Annotated in this window: 21 protein-coding genes; 13 read left to right on the forward strand and 8 right to left on the reverse strand. The window is 71.5% G+C overall.

The features are described from left to right. The first annotated feature begins 94 nt into the window (after positions 1-94). Positions 95-928: an enoyl-CoA hydratase/isomerase family protein gene (locus tag ACFVJX_RS04600; RefSeq protein ID WP_384123789.1), complete on the forward strand. Its 834-nt coding sequence runs from the start codon at positions 95-97 to the stop codon at positions 926-928. Position 929: 1 nt separating this feature from the next. Here the strand turns inward: ACFVJX_RS04600 and ACFVJX_RS04605 are convergent, their stop codons facing one another. After that, on the reverse strand, positions 930-1,841 hold the full coding sequence (locus ACFVJX_RS04605; protein WP_384123791.1) for an SDR family oxidoreductase: 912 nt from the start codon (positions 1,839-1,841) through the stop codon (positions 930-932). Between the two features lie 157 nt (positions 1,842-1,998). On the opposite strand from ACFVJX_RS04605, the gene ACFVJX_RS04610 reads away from it, so the two are divergent. The 6 genes from ACFVJX_RS04610 (at position 1,999) to ACFVJX_RS04635 (ending at position 9,603) form a co-directional block, all read left to right on the forward strand. Beyond that, a complete protein-coding gene (locus ACFVJX_RS04610) occupies positions 1,999-4,677 on the forward strand; it encodes a beta-N-acetylglucosaminidase domain-containing protein (protein WP_384123793.1) in 2,679 nt (892 codons plus the stop codon). Positions 4,678-4,855: 178 nt separating this feature from the next. Further along, positions 4,856-5,824, forward strand: a complete 969-nt coding sequence (locus ACFVJX_RS04615) for an NADPH:quinone oxidoreductase family protein (RefSeq protein WP_384123795.1) — start codon at positions 4,856-4,858, stop codon at positions 5,822-5,824. After that, a complete protein-coding gene (locus ACFVJX_RS04620; protein WP_384123797.1) occupies positions 5,821-7,008 on the forward strand; it encodes an acyl-CoA dehydrogenase family protein in 1,188 nt (395 codons plus the stop codon). The genes ACFVJX_RS04615 and ACFVJX_RS04620 overlap by 4 nt, the downstream gene beginning before the upstream one ends. Further along, on the forward strand, positions 7,005-8,123 hold the full coding sequence (locus ACFVJX_RS04625) for an acyl-CoA dehydrogenase family protein (protein ID WP_384123799.1): 1,119 nt from the start codon (positions 7,005-7,007) through the stop codon (positions 8,121-8,123). The genes ACFVJX_RS04620 and ACFVJX_RS04625 overlap by 4 nt, the downstream gene beginning before the upstream one ends. A 230-nt stretch (positions 8,124-8,353) precedes the next feature. Beyond that, a complete protein-coding gene (locus ACFVJX_RS04630) occupies positions 8,354-8,548 on the forward strand; it encodes a hypothetical protein (RefSeq protein ID WP_350998335.1) in 195 nt (64 codons plus the stop codon). Positions 8,549-8,841: 293 nt separating this feature from the next. Further along, complete coding sequence (locus tag ACFVJX_RS04635) at positions 8,842-9,603, forward strand: hypothetical protein (RefSeq protein WP_384123802.1); 762 nt, start codon at positions 8,842-8,844, stop codon at positions 9,601-9,603. A gap of 37 nt (positions 9,604-9,640) precedes the next feature. On the opposite strand, the gene ACFVJX_RS04640 is transcribed toward ACFVJX_RS04635, so the two are convergent. From ACFVJX_RS04640 to ACFVJX_RS04650, 3 genes are all read right to left on the reverse strand, one after another. Then, positions 9,641-10,003 (reverse strand): DUF779 domain-containing protein, encoded by a 363-nt coding sequence (locus tag ACFVJX_RS04640; RefSeq protein ID WP_384123804.1) that lies wholly within the window; start codon positions 10,001-10,003, stop codon positions 9,641-9,643. Between the two features lie 125 nt (positions 10,004-10,128). Further along, positions 10,129-10,827, reverse strand: a complete 699-nt coding sequence (locus ACFVJX_RS04645) for a response regulator (RefSeq protein WP_384123806.1) — start codon at positions 10,825-10,827, stop codon at positions 10,129-10,131. Then, entirely contained in the window at positions 10,824-12,422 is a 1,599-nt protein-coding gene (locus ACFVJX_RS04650; protein WP_384123808.1) for an ATP-binding protein, read from the reverse strand. The genes ACFVJX_RS04645 and ACFVJX_RS04650 overlap by 4 nt, the downstream gene beginning before the upstream one ends. A gap of 218 nt (positions 12,423-12,640) precedes the next feature. Here ACFVJX_RS04650 and ACFVJX_RS04655 point away from each other — a divergent pair, with 218 nt between their 5' ends. The 3 genes from ACFVJX_RS04655 to ACFVJX_RS04665 all read left to right on the forward strand — a co-directional run bounded on the left by ACFVJX_RS04655 (position 12,641) and on the right by ACFVJX_RS04665 (position 15,430). Next, positions 12,641-13,456, forward strand: coding sequence for an ABC transporter ATP-binding protein (locus ACFVJX_RS04655; protein WP_384123809.1), 816 nt, complete (start codon positions 12,641-12,643; stop codon positions 13,454-13,456). After that, positions 13,446-14,309, forward strand: coding sequence for an ABC transporter permease (locus ACFVJX_RS04660; RefSeq protein ID WP_384123811.1), 864 nt, complete (start codon positions 13,446-13,448; stop codon positions 14,307-14,309). The genes ACFVJX_RS04655 and ACFVJX_RS04660 overlap by 11 nt, the downstream gene beginning before the upstream one ends. An 83-nt stretch (positions 14,310-14,392) precedes the next feature. Beyond that, entirely contained in the window at positions 14,393-15,430 is a 1,038-nt protein-coding gene (locus tag ACFVJX_RS04665) for an ABC transporter substrate-binding protein (RefSeq protein ID WP_384123813.1), read from the forward strand. Positions 15,431-15,505: 75 nt separating this feature from the next. Here the strand turns inward: ACFVJX_RS04665 and ACFVJX_RS04670 are convergent, their stop codons facing one another. Further along, positions 15,506-15,826 (reverse strand): hypothetical protein, encoded by a 321-nt coding sequence (locus ACFVJX_RS04670; RefSeq protein WP_384123814.1) that lies wholly within the window; start codon positions 15,824-15,826, stop codon positions 15,506-15,508. Between the two features lie 158 nt (positions 15,827-15,984). Here ACFVJX_RS04670 and ACFVJX_RS04675 point away from each other — a divergent pair, with 158 nt between their 5' ends. Then, positions 15,985-16,812, forward strand: a complete 828-nt coding sequence (locus ACFVJX_RS04675; RefSeq protein WP_384123816.1) for a PepSY domain-containing protein — start codon at positions 15,985-15,987, stop codon at positions 16,810-16,812. Positions 16,813-16,891: 79 nt separating this feature from the next. On the opposite strand, the gene ACFVJX_RS04680 is transcribed toward ACFVJX_RS04675, so the two are convergent. From ACFVJX_RS04680 to ACFVJX_RS04690, 3 genes are all read right to left on the reverse strand, one after another. Next, positions 16,892-18,793, reverse strand: coding sequence for an ABC transporter ATP-binding protein (locus ACFVJX_RS04680; protein ID WP_384123817.1), 1,902 nt, complete (start codon positions 18,791-18,793; stop codon positions 16,892-16,894). A gap of 128 nt (positions 18,794-18,921) precedes the next feature. After that, positions 18,922-20,352 (reverse strand): ATP-binding protein, encoded by a 1,431-nt coding sequence (locus ACFVJX_RS04685; protein ID WP_384123819.1) that lies wholly within the window; start codon positions 20,350-20,352, stop codon positions 18,922-18,924. Continuing rightward, complete coding sequence (locus tag ACFVJX_RS04690; protein ID WP_384123821.1) at positions 20,349-22,007, reverse strand: FAD-dependent oxidoreductase; 1,659 nt, start codon at positions 22,005-22,007, stop codon at positions 20,349-20,351. Before ACFVJX_RS04690 ends, ACFVJX_RS04685 begins: the two co-directional genes overlap by 4 nt. 177 nt (positions 22,008-22,184) lie before the next feature. Here ACFVJX_RS04690 and ACFVJX_RS04695 point away from each other — a divergent pair, with 177 nt between their 5' ends. Then, entirely contained in the window at positions 22,185-22,346 is a 162-nt protein-coding gene (locus tag ACFVJX_RS04695; protein WP_311308524.1) for a hypothetical protein, read from the forward strand. A 255-nt stretch (positions 22,347-22,601) separates the two neighbouring features. Then, positions 22,602-24,449 carry a SpoIIE family protein phosphatase gene (locus tag ACFVJX_RS04700; protein WP_384124062.1) on the forward strand — a complete coding sequence of 616 codons (1,848 nt, stop codon included), beginning with the start codon at positions 22,602-22,604 and terminating at the stop codon, positions 24,447-24,449. Positions 24,450-24,500: the final 51 nt, after the last annotated feature.

Below are 24,500 nucleotides of genomic sequence, written 5' to 3' on the forward strand. Positions count from 1 at the left end.
GCCGCACCGGGCCTGGCCGCTCCGGGCGCCCCGCCGTACCCTGGCCCCCGTAAGGGATGCTGACGATGCGTCAGCCAGCGGAGGGGTGGCGGCCTTGCTCGATGTCCTCGACCACGACATCCGGGACGGCGAGGAGCGGATCACGCTCCGGATCGAGGACGGCGTGGGTGTGCTGACCCTCTGCCGCCCCGATCGGCTCAACGGCTGGAGCTGGGAGTCCAGCAGGCAGCTCGGCATCATGGCGGACCGGATCAGGTTCGACGACTCGGTACGGGTCGTGCTGCTGCGCGGCGAGGGCCGGGCCTTCTGCGCCGGGATCGACGTCACGGCGCCCGGCGGCGACATCACCGGGCGGTCCCCGTCCGAGCGCACCCACCGCTACTACGAGGGCATCCGCTGGGCACACGAGCGCTTCGCCGCGTTCGCCGGGCTTCCGCAGCCGGTGATCGCCGCGGTCCAGGGCTACTGCCTGGGGTTCGGATTCGAGCTGGCGCTCATGGCCGACATCCGGATCGCCGCCGATGACGCCGTGTTCGCACTGCCGGAGGCCGGTATCGGCGTCGCGGTCGACGCGGGCGGCGACATGCGGATCGCCCGCGATGCGGGAGCCGGCTGGGCCAAGTACCTCGCGCTCACCGGCCGCCGGATCGACGCGGCGACCGCCGAGCGGATCGGGCTGCTCCAGGGCGTCACGCCGGCCGGTGAACTGGAGCGCACCGCACGGTCCCTGGCCGACGCGGTCGCGGCCAACGCCCCGCTGGCCGTGCGGCACATCAAGCGGTCGGTCGACGTCTTCGCGGATGCCGGGATGACGGACGCGCTCGACCGTACGGCTCTGGCCGCCGCCCTCACCCTCACCTCGCAGGACTGCGCCGAGGGCTATGCCGCCAAGGCGGCCCGCCGGCCCCCGCGCTTCGAGGGCCGCTGACTCACCGCGCGCCGGGTCCGGGCGGTGCGAACGGGCCGCGTCCGAGCTGCTCGCGCACGGGCACCACGGGCGGCGGAACCACCGCGCGCCGCTGCCAGTTGGCCCCGTCGACCACGAGTGAGTGGCCGGTGATGAACCCGGCGTAGGGCGAGGCCAGGAATGTCGCCGCCCAGCCCAGCTCCCGCGGCAGCCCGACCCGCAGCGCCGGCTGGCGGGCGTCGAGCGCGGGCTCCGTCCCGCCTGCCCGGTCCAGGTTGCCGCGGATGTCGGCGCTCATGTCCTCGTGCGGCATCAGCCCCGGCACCAGCCCGTTGATCCGGATCCCGTACGGACCCCACTCCACGGCGAGAGTCTCGACCAGGTTCTTCACCCCGGCCTTCGCGGCGGCCGAATGGGCGTGGCCGGGGCCACCGGTCCAGGCGTAGGTGGCCCCGACGTTCACGATCGAGCCCGCCGTCCCGGCCGCGAGGTGGCGGCGCCCGAACTCCCGGGTCATGAACCACGTGCCGGTCAGTGTGATGTCGAGGACCGACCGCCAGGCGTTCGGCGACAGGTCTTCGGCGGGGGAGGGGAAGTTGGCCGCCGCGTTGTTGATCAGCACGTCCGGCGGCCCCAGTTCGGCCTCGGCCGCGTCGAACACCTCGGTGATCCGGTCGGGGTCGCGGATGTCGCAGGCGACGGTCATGACCCGGCCGCCGGTCAGTTCCGCGAGCTCGCCCCGGGCTGCGGCCAGCCGGCCGGCGTTCCGGCCGACGAGCACCAGACCGGCGCCCAGCCGGGCGAACTCGGCCGCTGTCGCCTTGCCGAGCCCCGAGCCGCCGCCGGTCACCAGTACCACGCTCCCGTCGTACGTACCGGGCGGTAACGCGCTGGCGCCGAGCGGGGGAGGGGTGGCGGTTTTGGGGGTGCGCATCGTCTCCGTCATGGCGCACAACTACCGCGTCGGACGAGAGAACTCCAGGTCCACGCGGTGATGTTGTCCAGACCATTGACATGTAAGCGCCAGGATGTTGAATTCGGTCTTGTTGTGTTGCGCGACTCTGGTGACTTAAGTGATCAATGGAGGATCTGTGACGCCTCGCCCACCCCGCCTCACCGCTCTCGCCGCGGCGGCGGCCATGCTCGTAGGTGGTCTGCTGGCCGCCGGGCCGTCCGCCCAAGCGGCGGGCCCCACCGGGGCCGGCACCCCGGCGAAGGCCCAGGACGACCCCGCGAATCCCGTCATCACCCCCACCCCGCAGTCCGTGAAGAGGCGGTCCGACCGGATCACCGTCACCCCCACCGTGACCGTGGTGGCCGGGGAGACGGCCGACGCGTCCTCGCTCGACGTGGTGGAGACGGCCCTGAAACAGGCCGGCGCCAACCGCGTCGTCCGGGCCTCCCGGCCGTCGGCGACCGGCCTCACCGTCCACGTCGGTGACGCCGGCGCGCTCGCCGCCCAGAAGCTTCAAGGCCCATCCGAACTGCCCGCCGACGGGTACGTCCTCGGCATCGGTGCGGGCCGCATCGTCCTCGCCGGCAAGGACACCACCGGCACGTACTACGCCGCGCAGAGCCTGCGCCAGGTCCTGCCGCACCGGAAGGCCCCGGGGGCCGGGGTCGGCGGACTCGCGGTGCGCGACTGGCCGGGTACCGCACTGCGCGGCGTCATCGAGGGCTTCTACGGCACCCCTTGGTCGCACGAGGCCCGGCTGGACCAGCTCGACTACTACGGCGAGCACAAGATGAACATCTACGTGTACTCGCCGAAGGACGACGCCTACCTCCGTGAGAAGTGGCGCGACCCCTACCCCGCCGATCAACTGGCGCAGATCAAGCAGCTCACCGACCGGGCGGTCGAGCGGCACGTCGAGTTCACGTACGCGCTCTCACCCGGTCTGTCGGTCTGTTACAGCTCGGACCAGGACGTGCAGGCGCTCGTCGACAAGTTCCAGACGATCTGGGACATCGGCGTACGGACCTTCGCCGTGCCGCTCGACGACATCAGCTACACCGACTGGAACTGCGATGCCGACAAGGCGAAGTGGGGGACCGGCGGCGGTGCGGCGGGCGCCGCTCAGGCCTACCTGCTGAACCGGGTCAACAAGGAGTTCGTCGCGACCCACCCCGGCGCCCAGCCGCTCCAGATGGTCCCCACCGAGTACTACAACGTCAGCGGATCCGCGTACAAGTCGGCGCTGTCGGAGCAGCTCGACCCGGACGTTCTCGTCGAGTGGACCGGAGTGGGAGTGGTCGCACCGACCATGACGGTCGCCCAGGCCGACGCAGCCCGCGAGGTGTTCGGGCATCCGATCCTCACCTGGGACAACTACCCGGTGAACGACTACGCGACCGACCGTCTGCTCCTGGGCCCGTTCAACGGACGCGAGAAGGGTCTGCCGGGCAGGCTCGCCGGCATCACCGCCAACCCGATGATCCAGCCGTACGCCTCGAAGCTCTCGCTGTACACCGTCGCGGACTACTCCTGGAACGACGCCGCGTACGATCCGCGCACCTCATGGGGCAAGGGTCTCAAGGAGTACGCGGGTGGGGACGTCCGCACCCAGCGGGCGCTGCGCGCCTTCGCCGACGTCAACTACAGCTCCGCGCTCAACACCGACAAGGCGCCGGAGCTGGCGGCGGAGTTCGCACGCTACTGGAAGACCGGCGACGCGAAGCGGCTCACCTTCGTCCTCGGAGACCTCGGCGCAGCCCCCGCCCGGCTGCGCGCAGGACTTCCGGACCGGGGCTTCATCGACGACTCGGGGCCCTGGCTGGACGCCACCGAGTCCTGGGCGACCGCCTCCCGCACCGCCCTGCGCATGGTCGAGGCGGCCCGCGCGGGCAAGGGGGCGCGGGCCTGGGAGCTCCGGCAGCAGCTGCCCGCGCAGGTGGAGAAGGCCAAGTCCTTCGTCTACACGGGGCTCGACGGCGGCAAGGTGCCCGTCCACGTCGGTGACGGGGTGCTGGACGCGTTCATCGGGGCGGCGACCGCCGAGCACGACCGGACGCTCGGCGTGAGCGGCAGGCCCACCGCGTCGACGAACCTCGGCACGTACCAGACCAATGACGTCTCCCGGGTCCTCGACGGCGACGACTCCACGTACTTCTGGAGCGACGGGGCACCCGCGGTGGACGATCAGCTCACCGTCGACCTGGGCGGCTCCAGGGGCATCGGCGACATCGCGCTGGCCATGGGCAAGCCCGGCAGTACCGACGACTACCTGCACGCGGGGGTGCTGGAGTACTCGGCCGACGGCAGGAGCTGGGAGCGGCTCGCCGACTTCTCCGGGCAGGCGGACGTCACCGCGGCCCCGCCCGCCGGCACGAAGGCCCGCTATGTGCGGGCGAGGGCGACCGCGGACCAGACCAGCTGGGTGGTCGTCCGCGAGTTCCACGTCACGACCACGCAGGCCACGGTCACCGGCAACCCGCCGGCGGCCACCGGATCCGCCCTGGCGTCGGCGGCCGACGGAGACCCGGGCACCGTCTACCGCGCGGCGCGCGCCCCGGGGACGGGCGAGTCCCTGGAGATCGGACTCGGCGCCGCGCGTGCGGCCGGCACCGTCACGGTCCTCCAGCCGGCCGGATCCGGGAGCGCGGCGGACATCCAGCTGCGGAACGGGGACGGCGGCTGGCGGACCGTCGGGAAGCTCGCCGGGCCGTACACCAGGATCGACACCCGAGGCGGGACCGCCGACGCGGTGAGGCTCGCCTGGCGCAAGGGCGCCCCGGCGCCGCAGATCGCGGAGGTGGTGGTGGGCGAGTAGCCGGCCGGTCCCGCCGTGCGTCCGGCGCCGCCGCACTCTCGTGGGCGGGGCCGGGCGCACACCCACGTCACGCTCCGGTGAGAACGGTCACCCGCCGCAGGTTGTTCCCAGAGGGGCAAGCGACCGCTTAGTATGCGCCGGAGCAGTGGTAATGCCGACAGTGTTGTGGAGGCCCCTCATGCAGGCATGGCGAGTGCACCGGAACGGCGAGCCGAGCGAGGTGATGCGGCTGGAAGAGACGGACCGGCCCACGCCCGGCGACGGGCAGGTGCTCATCGAGGTGCTCGCGGCGAACATCAACTTCCCCGATGCGCTGCTCTGCCGCGGCCAGTACCAGGTACGGCCGCCGCTGCCGTTCACGCCCGGCGTGGAGATCTGCGGCAGGACCGAGGACGGGCGCCGGGTACTCGCCACCCCCGCCCTGCCCGACGGAGGATTCGCCCAGTACGTCGTCGCGGACGAGGCGGCCCTGCTGCCCGCACCCGAGGCCCTCGACGACGCGGAGGCAGCCGCCCTGCACATCGGCTACCAGACCGGCTGGTTCGGACTGCACCGCCGGGCCCGCCTCCAGGCGGGCGAGACCCTGCTCGTCCACGCCGCGGCCGGCGGCGTCGGCAGCGCGGCCGTCCAGCTCGGCAAGGCGGCGGGCGCCACCGTCATCGGTGTGGTCGGCGGCCCCGAGAAGGCGAAGGCGGCCACCGCACTCGGCTGTGACCTGGTCATCGACCGGCGCACCGACGACATCGTCGCGGCCGTCAAGGAGGCCACCGGAGGGCGCGGCGCCGACGTCGTCTATGACCCGGTCGGCGGCGACGCCTACGCCAAGTCCGTGAAGTGCATCGCCTTCGAGGGCCGGATCGTCGTCGTCGGTTTCGCCGGCGGTGTCATCCCCACCCCCGCGCTCAACCACGCCCTGGTGAAGAACTACTCGGTCCTCGGCCTCCACTGGGGTCTGTACAACACGAAGGACCCGCAGGCGGTCCGTGACTGTCACCAGGAGCTGACCCGGCTCGCCGCCGAGGGCGTCGTCAAGCCGCTGATCAGCGAACGCGTCCCGATGGCAGGCGCGGCCGCCGCTGTCCAGAGCGTCGCCGACGGCACCAGCACCGGCCGCATCGTCGTCCTCCCTTCGGGAGCCGCCCGATGACCGCCCCCGACGCCGCCGAACTGCGCCGCCGCACCCGGGAACTCCTCGCCGCCCACCCGCCGGCCACCACCGACCGCACCGACTTCCTCAAGGCGCGCTTCGACGCCGGACTGGCCTGGGTGCACTACCCGGCCGGGCTCGGCGGACTTGACGCGCCGCGCTCCCTGCAGCCGGTCGTCGACGCCGAACTCGAAGCGGCGAACGCGCCGGACAACGATCCGCGCCGCATCGGCATCGGCCTGGGCATGGCCGCCCCGACCGTCCTCGGCTACGGAACCGACGAGCAGAAGAAGCGCTTCCTGCGCCCCCTGTGGGTCGGCGACGAGGTGTGGTGCCAGCTCTTCAGCGAGCCGGGAGCCGGCTCCGACCTGGCCGCCCTCGGCACGCGCGCCGTGCGCGACGGCGAGGACTGGGTGATCGACGGGCAGAAGGTCTGGACGTCCAGCGCCCATGTGGCGCGCTGGGCGATCCTCATCGCCCGCACCGACCCGGACGCGCCCAAGCACCGAGGCATCAGCTACTTCATCTGCGATATGACCGACCCCGGCGTCGAGGTGCGGCCGCTGCGCCAGATCACCGGTGAGGCCGAGTTCAACGAGGTCTTCCTCACCGGGGTGCGCATCCCCGACAGCCACAGGCTCGGCCCGGTCGGAGAGGGCTGGAAGGTCGCGCAGACGACACTCATGAACGAGCGCGTCTCCATCGGCGGAGCCCGTATCCCGCGCGAGGGCGGCATGATCGGCCCGGTCGCCAGGACCTGGCGCGAACGCCCGGAGCTGCGTACCCCGGACCTGCACCAGCGCCTGCTGACCCTCTGGGTGGAGGCGGAGGTCGCCCGGCTCACCGGCACCCGCCTGCGCCAGCAGCTGGTCGCCGGGCAGCCCGGCCCCGAGGGTTCCGGCATGAAGCTCGCCTTCGCCGGGCTCAACCAGGAGATCAGCGGCCTCGAGGTCGAACTGCTCGGTGACGAGGGCCTGCTGTACAGCGACTGGACGATGCGCCGCCCCGACCTCGTCGACTTCACCGGACGCGACGCCGGCTACCGCTACCTCCGCTCGAAGGGCAACTCCATCGAGGGCGGCACGAGCGAGGTACTGCTCAACATCGTCGCCGAACGCGTGCTCGGCCTGCCGGCCGAGCCGCGCAACGACAAGGACGTCGCCTGGAAGGACCTGTCCCGATGACCGCACGGACCGAAGAGAGCCGGACTCCCGACCTCCTCTACTCGGAGGCCGAGGAGGACCTGCGGGCAGCCGTCCGCTCGCTGCTCGACGACCGGTGCGACGCGCCGGCGGTGATCGCCCGTACCGAGTCCGGCACGCCGTACGACCCCCGGCTCTGGAAGGCGCTCGCCGCCGACATCGGCGCGGCCGGACTCCTGGTGCCCGAGAAGCTCGGCGGGCAGGGCGCCACCCACCGCGAGGCCGCGGTGGTCATCGAGGAACTCGCGCGCAGCGTCGCCCCCGCCCCCTACCTGACCAGCGCGGTCGTCGCGACCGAGACACTGCTGGCGCTCGGAGGGCAGGACGAGCCGGTGGCCGGTCTCCTCGCCGAACTCGCCGCGGGCCGCAAGACCGCCGTACTCGCCGTACCGTTCGCCGCCGCCGCGCCGGACCCCGCCACCTTCACCGGCACCCTCGACGGGACGTTCGGCCCGATCGCCGACGCGACCGCCGCCGATGTGCTGCTGGTGCCCACCGGCGACGGCCTGTACGCCGTGGACGCGGCCGCCGACGGCGTCACCGTGGAACCGCTCGTGGCGCTCGACCTGACCCGCCCGCTTGCCCGAATCACCCTCGCCGGCGCCACCGGAACCCGCCTCGCGGACCCCGGGACGGCGCAGGAGGCCGTCCGCAGGGGGTTGTTGGCCGGGGCCGGGCTGCTCGCCTCCGAACAGCTCGGACTCGCCGAGTGGTGCCTGACGGAGACGGTCCGGTACACGCGTGAGCGTCACCAGTTCAACCGCCCGGTCGGCTCGTTCCAGTCGCTCAAGCACCGCATGGCGCAGCTCTGGCTCGAGGTCGTCTCCGCGCGGGCCGCGGCGCGCAACGCCGCGGACGCGCTGGCCACCGGCAGCCCCGACACACCGCTGGCGGTGGCTGTCGCGCAGGCGTACTGCTCCAAGGTGGCCGTCCACGCGGCGGAGGAGTGCGTCCAGCTCCACGGCGGCATCGGGATGACCTGGGAGCATCCGGCGCACCTGTACCTGAAGCGCGCCAAGGCGGACTCGATCGCGTACGGCACGGCGGGCCGCCACCGCGAGACCGTCGCGGAACTGATGGAGCTGCCGGCGCCCTGACACCGCCGCGCGACCGATGATCCGGCGGGGCTCGCCGGCCTTCTCCGTACGTACGACGGAGGCGGCCCGGGGCGAGCCCCGGTGCGACTGTCCGACCTGTGCGCTCCGCCCCGTCGGCGATCGCCCAGGCGTACCCGTTTGGCGGATACGCCAGTGCGCCGGATGGCTCCTCCGCTACGCCACACTGGCGGCCGAATGCCGCAATTCCGGCGCGGCGGAGGAGGTTGGCCATGGCCATTTCGATCTCACTGGTGCTGCTTCTGCTGATCCTGGCGGTGATCTTCCTGCGCAATGGCGGACTGAAGGTCTCGCACGCGCTGGTCTGTGCCCTGCTGGGCTTCTTCCTCGCGGGGACGAGCATGGCGCCCACCATCCAGGAGGGCCTCACAGCCACCGCCGACGTCGTCAGCAGCATCAGGCCCTGACCCGGTCCGGTGGTCCCGTGCGGCGGGGCCGTCATGCTGTTCACTGCGGCATCGTCCAACCCTGCCGCCGGCGGTAAGGTCAGGCAGCGGCACGAAAGCGCGCACGGGCGGGTCCCGATCGATCCGTGATGTGGTCATTTCGGTCACTCGGTGGCATTGTGCGACCATTCGGAGACCGTGGTCATCCAGCTGTGAAACGGTCGGATGGGGTGCGGTGGGACAGGGGCCGCGACCTGTCCGGCACGGCAACGGCCACCGGGTGACGCATCGAGCCGGGACCCGGAGAACGCAGCATGTCGTACGCCCCACTCGGCCGTGAACCGGCCGCCGTGCACCACGAGCACTGCAACAGCAGCCGCTGCTGCCGGTGCCAGCAGCGGCCCTGGACGACGGCGGTCGGCTTCGAGCGGCTCTGCGGGCTGTGCGCCTCCTGCTGTCGTGAGTGCGGCCGGGCGCCCGCCCGGCATCTGGACGGGCTCGACCACGGGCTGTGCGGTGACTGCCGAGGGCTGTGCGGCCGGTGCCGCACGCCGCTTTCGGCGGACGGCGACTGCCAGTGCCGGAAGTGGCAACGGGCGGGGGCGGACCCGGTCGGCTATCTCCTGCACGCGCTTCCGCAGCCCCTGATGCGGGAGTTCGGCGGCCGATATCCGTCCGAACTCGTCGAACTGATCCACCTGGAGCTCGGCCGGCGCAGCGCGGATCAGCTCCTGGACCGGGTCGAGCGGCGGTGGAACGCCCGCTGGGCGCACACGCTCCAGGAGAAGAACGAGGAGGGCGGGCCCCGCCGGTCGCTCCTGGAGATCGCCGAACAGCTGCTCCGCGGGGCGCTCTGTGCCGACCCGCAGTGCGAGGACGGCCGGCTGATCCACACCGACGCCGCGTGCCCGCAGTGCGCGCACGCGCTGCATCGTTTCGTACCCGCCCAGGCGGACCGCCGGGCGACCTCGGACCGGGCCAGGGCCACGGCTGCCGGGATCCGGCGCGAGATGCTCGACCGCCGCACCGGGGAGCGCCGCGGGAGGCCCGGCCGGACACGTCCGGAAGGCGCGTGACCGGGCAACACCACCCGGACCGGGGTGCCGCTCCCGCTCAGCCGCCCACGAGCCGTGAGCGGATCAGGAACCGCACCCCCTCCGGGGCCTCCAGCGAGAAGCCACTGCCCCGGCCCTCCACCACATCCACGATCAGCCGGGTGTGCGCCCACACCTCCAACTGGCTCCTCGACATCCAGAACGGGACGCGCTCCGCCACCCCGTCGACCTCCAGGGAGGCGAGCACCACGTCGGAGCCGCCGGTACGGAACTCGCCGTCCTGGTAGCACATGGGTGCGCTTCCGTCGCAGCAGCCGCCCGACTGATGGAACATCAACGGCCCGTGGAGCTCACGCAGCCGCCGCACCAGATCGGCGGCGGCGGGGGTGAGTTCCACCGGCTGCACGTCAGCGGAGTTCATGGCAGCGGCACCTCGGATCGGTTCACGGATCGGCCCCTCTCCCCGCACCTGGCGGAACGCGGTGCGTACATGGTTCCCATACAACCAGGCCGGACGTTGCAGAAGGGTTGCGCCGGCCGGCCACCTCAGCCCGCCGCCGCCCAGGCGTAGCGGTGTTCCGGCCGGCCGGTGTCGCCGTACTTCAGACTGAGGCTGATCCGGCCCGCCCCCTCCAGGTACTTGAGGTAGCGCTGGGCCGTCGAGCGGCTCAGTCCGGCACGGGCGGCGACCTCGTGCGCGGACAAGGGCTCACCGGCCGCCGACAGGACCTGGCGGATGACGTCGGCGGTGGGCGCCGAGTGCCCCTTGGGCAGGCCGGCAGCTGATACGGCCTGCGAGGTGCGCAGCGCCCCGAAGATCTGGTCGACCTGTTCCTGGCCCGCTTCGCCGCGACGGCTCTCCACGCCCTCCAGAGTGCGCCGCAGCGTCGCGTAACTCTCCAGTTTGGAACGCAGGCCGCCGAAGCTGAACGGCTTGACCAGGTACTGCAGGGCGCCGTACCGCATGGCGGTCCGCACGGTCACGACGTCGCGGGCGGCCGTCACCATGATCACGTCGGCCGGATGGCCGAGCTGGTGCAGCTGACGCACCAGTGCGAGCCCCGTCCGGTCCGGCAGATAGTGATCGAGCAGGATCAGATCGACGTGTTCGCGGGTCAGCACGGACAGCGCCTGCGCGGCCGTGTGGGCGCGGGAGACGACACGGAACCCCGGCACCTTGGCCACATAGGCGGCGTTGATCTCCGCAACCCGGAAGTCGTCGTCGACCACCAGAACGTCTATCACTTCGACTCTCCCACTTCGGCTCGCTGCCGGACGGCGAGCGCCTCAGGCAGGACCACGGTGAACACCGCGCCGCCGCCGGCCCTGGCGGTGACCCGGGCCGCACCGCCGTAGCGCTCGGCGAGACGGCGCACCAGCGCCAGCCCGAGTCCGCGTTCCCGGTGGGCGGGGGACTCCTTGGTCGACCAGCCCTCCGTGAAGATCTGCTCCCGCGCCGCCACGGGCACCCCGGGTCCGTTGTCGCTGACCCGCAGAACCGCGGTGGTGCCCTCGGCGAGCACCTCGACCTCGACCAGCGTCGCGACGTCCAGGGCGTTGTCGATCAGGTTGCCCAGGACGGTCACCAGATCGCGCGGGTCCACCACGACATCGGGCAGCCGGGTCGCGGCGGACACCCGCAAGACCGCCCCGCGTTCGGCGGCCACGGCCGACTTGCCCACCAGCAGGGCCGACAGCAGCGGATCGTTCACCCGCTCGGCGACCTGCTCGGCCGACGCCCGGTGCCCGTCGGCCACCTCGGTGACGAACTCCACCGCCGCCTCGTGCCTGCCGAGCTCCAGCAGCCCCAGCAGGGTGTGCAGCCGGTTGGCGTGCTCGTGGTCCTGGGCGCGCAGCGCGTCGAGCAGCCCGTGCGTGGAATCCAGCTCGCGGCCGAGCAGTTCGAGCTCGGTACGGTCGCGCAACGTCACGACCGCCCCGCCGTCGCCGGTGGGCATCCGGTTGGCGATCAGCACCCGCCCCCGGGAGACGGTGAGCAGATCGGTGCCGTCGACCCGGCCTGCCAGTACCTCCGCCGTACGGCCCGGTGGCAGCACCTCGCCCAGCGTCCTGCCGACGGCGTCCGCGGTCAGCTCCAGCAGCCGCTGCGCCTCGTCGTTGAGCAGCCGGATGCGGCCGCGCGAATCGAGTGCGAGCACGGCCTCCCGGATGCTGTGCAGCATCGCCTCGCGCTCGTCCAGCAGCGCCGAGATGTCAGCGAACGCCAGTCCGTGGGTGCTGCGCTGGAGGCGCCGGGAGACGGCGAGCGCTGCCAGCACCCCCGCGGCCAGTGCGGCGCCCGCGTACTGCAGAAGCACCGGAATGGTGCTCAGCAGCCCCTGCCGGACGTTCTTGTAGGCAATCCCCACCGAGACGGCCCCGACCACGGTGCCGGAACGGTCGCGCAGCGGCACCTTCGCCCGGGCCGAGCGGCCCAGGGTGCCGATGTCGATCTGCATGACCTCGCGGCCGCTCAGCGCCGTACCCGGATCGGTGGAGACGCGCTCGTTGATCCGGTCGGTCTCGGTGTGCGACCAGCGCACCCCCCGGGTGTCCATCACCACGATGTACAACGCCCCGGTGGCCCACCGGATCCGCTCCGCCTCGGCCTGCACGGGCCCCGACGGGTCGGGATCGGTGGTCAGCAGCTTGTCGACCAGGCCGGGTTCGGCGGCGGTGGTCTGGGCGATCGACAGGGCCCGGCGCATCGCCTGGTCGTCGAGCTCATGGCTGAGGGGGGCCAGGAAGAGCCCCGTGACGAGCATGACCACCCCCGTCGTGATGACCACCTGGGTGAGCAGGACCTGGGCGAAGACACGGCGGGGCCAGTGAATCCGCATGCCTGTGTCCCCTGCTCTTCGGCGGTCCTCGAATCCGGCGCTCCGATTCGTTCGGTGTGAACGCAACGTAAACGGCACCGACCTCGCTGCCTAGCCCCCGTCTCCGCTTCGTTGTACGGGCGTGAGCACAATGAGCACAACCATGGGTAACGGGCAGAACCCACGGTTGTGGGCGCAAGGCTCCCGCTGCCGCCGGAGGGCCCCTAGCGTCCCGGCCCATGAACAGCGAAACGAGCCCCGCCATCGAGCTGCGGGGGGCGAGCAAAGCGTTCCGGACTCCGTCGGGGGCGCTCCACACCGCCGTACGGGATCTTGACCTGACGATCGGCCGGGGCGAGTTCGTCGCCGTCGTCGGCCCGACCGGTTGCGGCAAGTCGACGACACTGACCCTGATCAGCGGCCTCGAGGAGCCCACCGAGGGCGAGGTGCTGGTCTCCGGCGAGCCGGTGCGCGGCATCGGCGACAAGGTCGGCTTCGTCTTCCAGCAGGACGCCGTCTTCCCCTGGCGGACCGTTCTGTCCAATGTGATGGCGGGCCCCCGTTTCCGGGGCGTGCCGAAGGCGGAGGCGAAGGAACGGGCGCGGGCCTGGCTCGACAGGGTCGGGCTGTCCACGTTCGAGGACCGCTATCCGCACCAGCTCTCCGGCGGTCAGCGCAAGCGGGTCGCACTCGCGGCGACGTTCGTCAACGACCCGGAGATCCTGCTGATGGACGAGCCGTTCTCGGCGCTCGACGTACAGACCCGGGCGCTGATGTCCGACGAACTGCTGGAGCTGTGGGGCGGCACGGGAGCCTCCGTCGTCTTCGTCACACACGATCTGGAGGAGTCCATCGCCCTGGCCGACAAGGTGGTCGTCATGACGGCCGGACCGGCCACGGTCAAGGAGGTCTTCGAGATCGGCCTGCCGCGCCCGCGCAAGGTGGAGCAGGTACGGCTGGAGCCCCGGTTCCTGGAGATCTACCGGGAGATCTGGTCCTCGCTCGGCGAAGAGGTCCGCATCACCCGTGAGAGGGGTGCCGCAGATGCCGCCTGAGACCCTCACCAAGGATGTCGCCGTGACCAAGTCGGGACGCACGGAGGCCAGGGCGCGGGCCGCCCGCAACCGCAGGCTGCTGGTGCTGGGCAGCCGGATCGCCGTGCTCGTCGCGGTCGTCGGGCTGTGGGAGTGGCTGGCCAGGACCGCGGTCATCGACCCGTTCAACTTCTCCATGCCGTCGAAGATCTGGGACCAGATACGCGTCTGGGTGACCGACGGCACCGCCCAGGGCTCCCTGTGGGAGCAGATCTGGTACACGCTCTACGAGGCGCTGCTCGGCTGGGTCATCGGTGTGATCGCCGGGGTGCTGCTCGGTATCGCGCTGGGCCGGGTCCGCTTCGCCGCCGATGTCCTCGGCCCGTACATCAAGGTGCTCAACGCGCTCCCGCGTATCGTGCTCGCGCCGATCTTCCTGATCTGGTTCGGCCTCGGCCCGGCTTCGAAGGTCGCCTCCGCGGTCGTCCTGGTGTTCTTCCCCGTCTTCTTCAACGCCTTCCAAGGGGCCAGGGAGGTCGACCGCAACCTCGTCGCCAACTCCCGCATCCTGGGCGCCAGCAACCGGCAGGTGACCCTTCAGGTGGTCATCCCCTCGGCCACCTCATGGATCTTCACCAGCCTCCACGTCAGCTTCGGCTTCGCGCTGATCGGCGCGATCGTCGGTGAGTACATCGGCGCCACCAAGGGGCTCGGTCTGCTGGTCGCCGCCTCGCAGGGCACCTTCAACGCGGCCGGCGTCTACGCCGCCATGGTCATCCTCGCGGTCGTCGCCCTGCTCGCCGAGGGGCTGCTCACCTTCCTGGAGAAGAAGCTCTTCCGCTGGAAGCCGGCCGACGCCGACACCGCGCGCTGAGCGTCTCCCCTCCCCGGGCACCGCCCCCTCCGCTGTTACTCAGACTGCTTCCCAGGCTGTTTCTCACAAGGACGTGAAACCAGATGCGTATGTCCCCACGGATCCCGGCACTCGCCGTCGCCGGAGTGCTCGCCGCGGCGAGCCTGACCGGCTGCGGAGGCGACTCCACCTCCGCGTCAGGCGACAAGAACGACAAGGTCAAGATCATGGTGGGTGGCCTGGACAAGGTCATCTACCTGCCGGCGATGCTCACCGAGCGGCTCGGCTACTTCAAGGACGAGGGCGTGGCCGTCCAGTTGCTGACCGAGCCCGCCGGTGTCCAGGCGGAGACCGCGCTGGTCTCCGGCGATGTGCAGGGGACGGTCGGCTTCTACGACCACACGCTGGACCTCCAGGTGAAGGGCAAGCACGTCCAGTCGGTGGTCCAGCTCTCCCAGGCACCGGGAGAGGTCGAGATGGTCTCGAACAAGGCGGCGGGCGACATCGGCTCGGCCGGGGACTTCAAGGGCAAGAGGCTGGGCGTGACGGGGCTCGGCTCATCCACCGACTTCCTGACGAAGTACCTCGCCGTGAAGAACGGCGTAGAGACCAGCGAGTTCACCCCCGTCGCGGTCGGAGCCGGGCAGACGTTCATCTCCGCGCTCCAGCAGGGTTCCATCCACGGGGGTATGACGACCGATCCCACCGTGGCCACCGTGCTGGACAAGAAGCTGGGCAGGATCCTCATCGACATGAGGACGCCGGAGGGCTCCAGGAAGGCGCTCGGCGGGCTGTACCCGTCCTCCAGCCTCTACATGCAGACCGACTGGGTCAACGGTCACAAGGCGACCGTGCAGAAGCTGGCCAACGCCTTCGTGAAGACCCTGAAGTGGATGTCGACGCACAGCGCGGACGAGATCGCCGCGAAGATGCCGGCCGACTACGCGCAGGGCGGCGGGGCGGCCCTCTACGCGCAGTCCATCAAGAACACGCTGCCGATGTTCACCACGGACGGCGTGATGCCCGCCGACGGGCCGGCCACCGTCGAGCGGGTCCTGAAGGCCTTCAACCCCAACCTGAAGAACGCCGACGTGGACCTCTCCAAGACGTACACCACGGAGTTCGTGAAGAAGGCGCACTGACGCACGCCTCATGGTGCGCCCGTACGGTCCGCGTGCGGGCGCACGCTCGTGCTTCAGCTCTGACGGCTCGCGGTTCTACTCGGGGGCGGTGGTGGTGCCGGCCTGTCCGCCGGGCTCCAGGCACGCGGTCGGAACCGTGGCCGCGGAACCCCGCCGGACGGCGTTCACCACGGCCTCGTGCAGCGCACGGCTGTCCCCTTCCGAGGAACAGGGCACGGGGCTGCCCGCCATGGTGAACCAGTCGGCTGCGTCGGTGTACTGCACGGTTATCTGTGCGGTGTCATCGGCCCATGTGGTGTGCACGGTCAGATCGCCGGACAGCGGCCCGACCTCTTCGGTGAGCACGCCGCCGTGCCCCGAATACACTCCGCGAGTCGTCCAGGACGCCCAGGTCATACTCCCAGGCTCGCACCAAAGCCGCCGGATCGCGACCCGCGGGGAACCAATATTCGCAAGGACTTCCGGACACCCTTCCGGACCGGAACACGGGTGATCGGGTGATACCGACCGCTTACCCCACATGCCGGACGCGCAGGGCGGTTAGGCATGCGGGCATGACATGTGAACCCCCCAAGAAGACCGGACTCCTCCGTGCCCACCGCCTCCGTGCGGCCGGCGCCGCCTGCGTCGTCCTGACGGCGGCCCTGCTCACCGGCTGCGGCCAGGACAGCGGCAGCAAGTCGGCGAGCACGGAGACCTCCGAAGCCGCGCGCGCCGTCCCGGAGCGGACGACCACCGCCTCGCCCAGCCCGAGCGCCTCGCTGAGCGAGGACCAGCAGGAGCGCAAGAAGCTGCTGGACTCCACCAAGATCACCTTCGACAAGGCGGTCACCACCGCCGTGGGAGCGGTCCCCGGCGGCAAGCTGATCGAGCTCGACCTCAAGGGCCCGGAGAAGTCGGACGACGACACCGACGCGTCCGCGTCGGCGTCCGCGAGCGCGTCCGCGAGTGGGAGTGCGAGCGCGAGTGCGAGCGCCTCCCCGAGCGGTGCCGGTTCCTCGCCGTCCGCCAGCCCCTCGCCCTCGCCCACCGGCCCGGAATGGGTCGCGACGGTCGCCGCGAAGGACGGCACCGAGCACACCGTGCGTGTCGACGCGGTCTCCGGCAAGGTGCTCCAGACCGTCGAGAAGCAGGGACAGGACACCGAGGACAAGAGCCGCACGGCCGACAGGATCGCCAAGGCCACCCAGACGGCGCAGAAGGCCGCCAAGACCGCGACTGACAAGGTCAAGGGCACCGTGACCTCCGTCGACCTGGACGAGAACGACAAGAACGTCCTCGTCTGGTCCGTCGACGTCGTCGGCAAGGACTGGAAGAAGACCACCGTCGACGTCGACGCGGCCAAGGGCACCGTCGTCAGCGAGGACGTCGACAACGACTGACCCGCCCGCAGTACGAAGCCCCGTCGAAAGCCGCCCCCGGTCCGCACGGACCGGGGGCGGCTTCACGCTCCTGCGGCTCTCATTCGGCTGGTACGGACTCCACCCGCGTCCCGGCAGCCTCGGGCGAGTCGAACTGCGTCCGGTACAGCTCCTCGTACCTGCCGCCCGCGGCAAGGAGCTCGCTGTGGGTGCCGCGTTCGACGACCCGTCCCTCCTCGACGACCAGGATCAGGTCGGCCGCCCGCACGGTCGAGAGCCGGTGGGCGATCACCACGGCGGTGCGACCCTCCAGTGCCTCGGCCAGTGCCTCCTGCACCGCCGCCTCCGAGGTCGAGTCGAGGTGCGCGGTCGCCTCGTCGAGGATGACGACGCGCTGCCGGGCGAGCAGCAGCCGGGCGATGGTCAGCCGCTGCCGCTCACCGCCCGAGAGCCGGTAGCCGCGTTCACCCACCACCGTGTCGAGCCCGTCGGGCAGCGAGGCCACGAGCCCGTCCAGGCGCGAGCGGCGCAGGGCGTCCCAGATGTCGTCCTCGCTCGCCCCGGGCCTGGCGAGGGTCAGATTGGCCCGGATGGACTCGTGGAAGAGGTGCCCGTCCTGGGTGACCATTCCGAGCGTCTCGCGGATCGACGTCGCGCTCAGATCGCGCACATCGACGCCGTTCAGCCGTACGGACCCGGAGTCGGCGTCGTACAGACGGGGCAGCAGCTGCGCGATCGTCGACTTGCCGGCGCCGGAGGAGCCGACCAGGGCGACCATCCGGCCCGGTTCGGCGCGGAAGGACACCTCGTGCAGCACCTGTGTACCGCCCCGGCTGTCCAGCGTGGCCACCTCTTCCAGCGAGGCGAGCGAGACCTTGTCGGCGGACGGATATCCGAAGGAGACCTGGTCGAACTCCACCGACACCGGCCCCTCCGGCACCTTGCGGGCGTCCGGCTTCTCGGCGATCAGCGGCTTCAGATCGAGGATCTCGAAGACGCGCTCGAAGCTCACCAGCGCGCTCATCACCTCCACCCGGGCACCCGCCAGCGCCGTCAGCGGGGCGTAGAGGCGGGTGAGCAGCAGTGCGAGCGCGACGACCGCGCCGGGTTCCAGACTGCCGCGGATCGCGTAGTAGCCGCCGAGCCCGTAGACGAGCGCCAGAGCCAGCGCCGAGACCAGGGTCAGCGCCGTGATGAACGTCGACTGCGCCATGGCGGTACGGATGCCGATGTCACGAACCCGGCGGGCGCGGGCGGCGAACTCGGCGGACTCGTCGGCAGGCCGGCCGAAGAGCTTGACCAGGGTCGCGCCGGGAGCCGAGAAGCGCTCGGTCATCTGCGTGCCCATGGCGGCGTTGTGACCGGCGGCCTCACGCTGCATCCGGGCCATCCTGGAGCCCATCCGCCGCGCGGGTACGACGAACACCGGTAGCAGGACGAGTGCGAGCAGGGTGATCTGCCAGGAGATGGTGAGCATCACCCCGAGGGTCAGCAGCAGCGTCACCAGGTTGGAGGCCACCCCGGACAGGGTGTTGCTGAACGCGCGCTGTGCCCCGATGACGTCGTTGTTGAGCCGGCTCACCAGGGCGCCGGTGCGGGTCCGGGTGAAGAAGGCGACCGGCATCCGCTGGACATGGTCGAAGACCGCGGTGCGCAGATCCAGGATCAGCCCCTCACCGAGGGTGGCCGACAGCAGACGGGTCAGCAGGCCGAGCCCCGCCTCCGCCACGGCGATCACGGCGATCAGCAGAGCCAGCCGGATCACCGTGCCGCTCTCCCCGCCCTGCACGATCGCGTCGACCACCCGGCCCGCCAGCACCGGGGTGGCCACCGCCAGCAGCGCGGTGGCCACGCTCAGCAGCAGGAAACGGTAGAGCTCGCGGCGGCGCGGCGCGGCGAACGCGCCGATCCGACGCACGGTGGCCCGGGAGAAGGGCCGGCGGTCCTGCTGGGCGTTGATCGCGCTGTGCAGCGACGACCAAGCGGTGACTTCCATACTCATGCGTGCCTCCGGGATCCGGCGGGTCGATGCTCCCGGCGGCCGGACACGGCTGCGGGGTGCGGACAGAACGCTAAGGTCTCAAGCGGACTTGAGGTCAATCGCGCTCGGCGCGTCCGGAGCCCGGGAACTCAGTCCTCCTCCGGCGGACCGATCGGCAGGCACACCTGGAACCGGGTGTCGCCCGGCTCCGAGGAGACCCGGATGTCACCGTGGTGCTTGTTGACGACGATGCGGTACGAGATGTCCAGCCCCAGCCCCGTGCCCTCACCGACCGGCTTGGTCGTGAAGAAGGGCTCGAAGATCCGAGGCCTGATCGCGGCCGGGATGCCCGCACCCGTGTCGGCCACCTCGACGAGCAGCCGGGCGTCCTCCCGCCAGGTGCGGATCGTCAGTGTGCCCCCGTCCGGCATCGCGTCGACCGCGTTGACGATCAGGTTCGTCCACACCTGGTTGAGCTCGGCGCCGTACGCCGCGACGGGCGGCAGCTCGTGGTCGTACTCCCTGACCACCCGGACCCCGGACGGGATCTTCGCCTGGAGCATCGTGAGCGTCGCGTCCAGCAGGGTGTGCACGTCAACGGTCTGCTGCGGCGCCCGGTCCAGCTGGGCGTACTGCTGGGCGGCGCCGACCAGTCCCGAGATCCGGGTGACGGCGTCGTCGATCTCGCCCATCAGCAGCTCCGCGTCCACCGTGTAGGCCAGCCAGCGCACCGTGGAGCCGAGATTCTCCCTGCCGGTGGACTCGGCGACCGAGGACAGCCACGGAACGCCGATGTCCGCCGAGACCAGGGTCGGCGCCAGATCCCAGCCGTCCGTCACGCCGTTGTCCTCCAGCCAGTCGCCGACCGTGTCCTCGGCGTCGGCGGCCGCGAGGGCGGGCAGCCCGGTGGCCTTGGCCGCCCGGTGCACCGCGTCGTCCTGGAGCTCGACCAGCCGGTGCAGTTCGGAGCCGTCCAGCCGGCCGTCGGCGATCATGGCGAGCTTGTGGCGCATCCCGGCCACCCGCTCCCGCAGTGCCGCGGTGGCCCGCACCGCGGCGGCCGCGGGGTTGTTCAGCTCGTGGGTGAGGCCCGCCGACAGCGAGGCCAGGGCCAGCAGCCGCTCCCGCTCGTTGACGATCGTGTTGGCCGCCCGGGTACCGAAGAACAGCCCGTCCAGCAGATGCAGCGCCATCGGGAACCAGGTCCGCACCGCGTACGCGAACTCCTCCGCCGGCAGCACGAAGAACTCGGCGTCGGTGACGGCCCGCAGGGTATGGGCGTACCGCTGCTCGACCCGGTCACCCAGATAGGCGCGGGTCGCACCCGTGTACACCCCGCGCTGATCGGTGCGGTTGACCTCCACGTCGTCGCCGTGCAGCACCCGGCTGAGCGCGATCGCCCCGCCGAGCAGCACGTAGAAGCAGGTGGCGGCCTCGCCCTCCTCGTACACCACGGTGCCGGCCGGGCGCTGTTCCCTGCGGCCCCGTTCCGCCAGCCAGCCGAGCTGCTCATCGCTCAGCTCCTCGAACAGGAACAGGGTCCGCAACTGCTCCGGCGAAAGCCGGTCCGACTCGGTCACTGCGCCTCCAGATAGCGATGCACCAGGGAGACCGCCATGGCTCCCTCGCCGACGGCCGAAGCGACCCGCTTCACCGACGAGGAACGTACGTCCCCCGCCGCGAAGACCCCCGGGACGCTCGACTCCAGGTGATACGGGTCCCGGGGCAGCTGCCAGCCGGCCGGACGCCCGCCGCCGGCCACCAGATCCGGTCCCGTCACGACGAAGCCGTGCTCGTCGCGTGCGACGACCCCCTCCAACCACTGCGTGCGCGGCTCGGCGCCGATGAAGACGAACAGCCACGAGGCGTCAACGGTGTGCTCCGCGCCCGAGCGGCTGTCGCGCAGAGTGAGCCGCTGGAGGTGCCCGTCGCCCGCACCGCCGGACACCTCGGTCCACGGGTGGATCTCGATCGCGTCGATGCCGCTGATCTGGTCGATCAGATAGCTGGACATCGAACGCGTCAGATCGCCCTGGCGCACCAGGACGTGGACCCGCCGCGCGTACCGCGAGAAGTGCACCGCCGCCTGGCCCGCGGAGTTGGCGCCGCCGACGATGTAGACGTCCTGCCCGGAACAGCTCGGCGCCTCGGTGACGGCGGAGCCGTAGAAGACCCCCGCCCCGGCGAACTCCTCCAGCCCGGTGCCGTCCAGCCTCCGGTAGGAGACACCGGTGGCCAGCACCACGGTGTGGGCGGCGATCGAGCTCTCGGAACCCAGATGCAGCACCCGGCCCGCCCCCGCCTCCTCCAGGGCGACGACCCGCTGCGCGCTGAGGATCTCCGCCCCGAACTTCAGTGCCTGGCGGCGGGCCCGGTCGGTGAGCTGGGATCCGGAGACACCGTCGGGGAAGCCGAGGTAGTTCTCGATCCGGCTGCTCTGCCCGGCCTGCCCGCCGGTCGCCCGCTCCTCGACCAGGATGGTGCGCAGCCCCTCCGATGCGCCGTAGACGGCCGCGCCGAGACCGGCGGGCCCGCCGCCGACCACCGCGAGATCGTAGAAGTCCGACGCGGGCAGGGTACTGAGGCCGGCCTGGGCGGCGAGCTCCCGCTCGGTGGGGGAGACCAGGGGCTTGCCCTCCGGGGTGACGACCAGCGGCACGTCCGCCGCGGTCAGCCCAGCGGCTGCCAGCAGCCGCTGTCCCTCCGGCTCGTCCGACAGCAGCCACCGGTAGGGCACCAGATTGCGGGTGAGGAAGTCGCGGACGGCGAAGGACGGCGCCGACCAGCGATGCCCGACCACCCGGATCTGCGTCTCGCCCGGGTCCGGCGTGGTCTGCCACAGCTCCAGCAGGTTGTCGATCACCGGGTAGAGATGCTGTTCGGGCGGGCTCCAGGGCTTGAGGAGGTAGTGGTCCAGATCCACGACGTTGATGGCGTCGATGGCCGCCTCCGTGTCGGAGTACGCGGTCAGCAGCACCCGGCGGGCCAGCGGGAACAGGTCCATCGCCGCTTCCAGGAACTCGATGCCGTTCATGTGCGGCATCCGGTAGTCGGCCAGCATCAGTGCCAGCCGGTCGCCGCGGAGCTTGATCTCGCGCAGCGCGTCGAGCGCGTCACCGCCCGAGAGGGCCCGCACGATGCGGTAGCGGTCGCCGTACTGGCGCCGGAGGTCGCGGGCCACCGCCCGGGAGACGGCCGGGTCGTCGTCGACGCTCAGGATCGTGGGATTCACCATGGCGCCATCATTCCCGCAAGGACGGGGAAATGGCGGCGGAAGATCGTGAGCCGGGGCCGGGCGGCGGCCGGATGCCCACTCCTCGGTGCCGCCCGCCGACCAAATGGGGGACCACGTAGAATCGGCCCCTGTTTCCGGCCGAACGATGGCATAACCAACCGATTGAGGCAGTTCGACGTGAGTTTCACAGACAGTTCCGAGGCACCGATCTACGCCGGTCTCGTGGAGGAGCACGGGGATGTTCCGGCGGAGGTGCGCCGAGTGGCTGAGGAGACTCTGCGCGAGGCCGACCGGGCCATCGACTTCAGCGATGTACGCAGGTCGGCGGCGTACCGCTAGGGCCTGTCGTCGAACTGCCGTCCTCGCCCGCAGGCCGGGCCCCGTAACGCCGCGAGCGTGCCGGACGCCGCGGGGCGGGCGGGGCCTTCGGGACACGCCCCGGGCCCTGTCCTGCAAGGTCCTGCGGGCCCCGCGGTCCCCTGCTCCCCGGCGCCCGGCGCGCCCCCGTTCCGGTCTCTCGCACTGCGGACCCGGCTCCGCCGTCGGAGCATGGAACGAGCAGTCGGCGACGACATCGGGACGAAGGGATGCCGGATGGGTGGTGAAGGGCATGAGCCGCCGCCGGACGAGTTCGAGGCCGAGCTGGACCAGATCGCCGCGCTGAACAGCATGGACACGCCTCGTCCGGAACAGCGCGGCGCCCCGGCACCGGCTGTCGACACCCCGGCACCGGCTGTCGGCGCCCCGGCCGATGAGGCGGCCAGACGCCGCGACTCGCTCCTGCTCACCACCGGTCACACCCTCGCGGAGTCCGACTCGCTCGACGAGGCGCTGAGGCTGGTGGCCGGGCTGTACGCCCCGGAATTCCCGCTGGACGGACAGTGTGTGTTCGGCATCGACGAGGGGTCCCTGAGCGCCCTGGGCCAGTACGGATTCCGCCCCGGCGGTGCGCCCGACCCGGGATTCCGGATGCCGCTCGCCACCGGCTACCCGGCCACCGAGGTGGCCAGGACCGGCCGGGCCGTCTTTCTCCCTTCGACGCAGGAGTACCGCCGCAGGTTTCCCGCCACCTGGTACCTGTCCGCCCGCAAGGACCGCAACGCGTGGGCGTTCCTGCCGCTCGTCACCGCCGGGCGGGTGGTGGGGGTGTGGCTCGCCGCCTTCCGCTCGCCGGTGGAGTTCACGACGAGCGAGCGCGCCCTGCTGACCGTCACCGGCAGGATGATCGCCCAGGTCCTGGAACGCGCCCGTGCCAGCCGCGCCGAACTGGCCCTCTCCCGGGGACTGCGCCGGAGCATGCGCACCGCCGGCCCGGCCCTGACCGGCCTGAGCGTCGCGACGCGCTACGTGCCGACCGGGGGAGGGCTCATGGTCGGCGGGGACTGGTACGACAGCATCGACCTGCCCAACGGCCGGCTGGCCCTGGTCATCGGCGACGTGCAGGGGCACGACGTGCACGCCGCCGGACTGATGGCCCAGCTCCGCACGGCCGTGCACGCCTACGCCGCCGAGGGGCACGGGCCGGACGCCGTACTGGCACGGGCCTCGCGCTTCCTGACCACTCTCGACCAGGACCGGTTCGCCACCTGCCTCTACATCGAGGCCGACCCGTCCACCGGCAACCTGCACATCGCGCGGGCCGGCCATCCGCACCCGGTCCTGCGCACACCCGACGGCACCTGTCTGATCAAGCACATCAGCGGCGGCCTGCCGCTCGGACTGATGCCCGGCGAGGAGGACTACCCCGTCGACACCGTGCGCCTGCACGAGGGCGAGGTCCTGATGCTGTGCACGGACGGGCTGATCGAGAACGGCGGCCACGACATGTACAGCGGCTGGGTGCGGGTGCGCGACGCGTTCTCGCCCGGACCCGTCGAGGACCTGGAGGGGATGGCGGACCGGCTGATGTCGGCCGTGCTCAGCCCCGAACCCGGTGCCCGGGAGGCCGCTGCCGCACGCGACGGCGACGACATCGCCCTCCTGCTCCTGCGCCGGGACTCCGGGCAGCCGCAGGCCGAGGTGAACCGGCGGCGGCTGGTGCTGAGCATCGGCCAGGACCAGGGCGAGGGGCTGTCCGAGGCGCGCGCCGAACTGAAGGCGCTGCTGTACGACTGGGCACGGCCGGACCAGGTGGACACCGCGGTGCTCCTGGCGACGGAACTCCTCGGCAACGTCCTCGTGCACACCGACCAGGACGGCTCACTCACCGCGTACGTCACCGGGGAGACCGGCCGCCGGCGGCTGCTCGTCGAGGTCATGGACCGCGGCGACGAGCTGCCCCACCAGCGGACCCCTGGCGAACTCGCCTCCTCGGGGCGCGGACTTCTGCTGCTCGACATCCTGGCCGATCAGTGGGGTGTGCGTCCCGAACCCGAGGGCAAGACCGCCTGGTTCGCGCTCACCGAGGCAGCCCCCGAGACCGGGGGCGGCACGGCCGGATGAGAGCGGGGCGCCACGCCCTCGTCGCGTGAAACGGCATGGTGTCGAAACCCG

Source organism: Streptomyces sp. NPDC127177 (genome assembly GCF_042672475.1).
GTDB lineage: Bacteria > Actinomycetota > Actinomycetes > Streptomycetales > Streptomycetaceae > Streptomyces.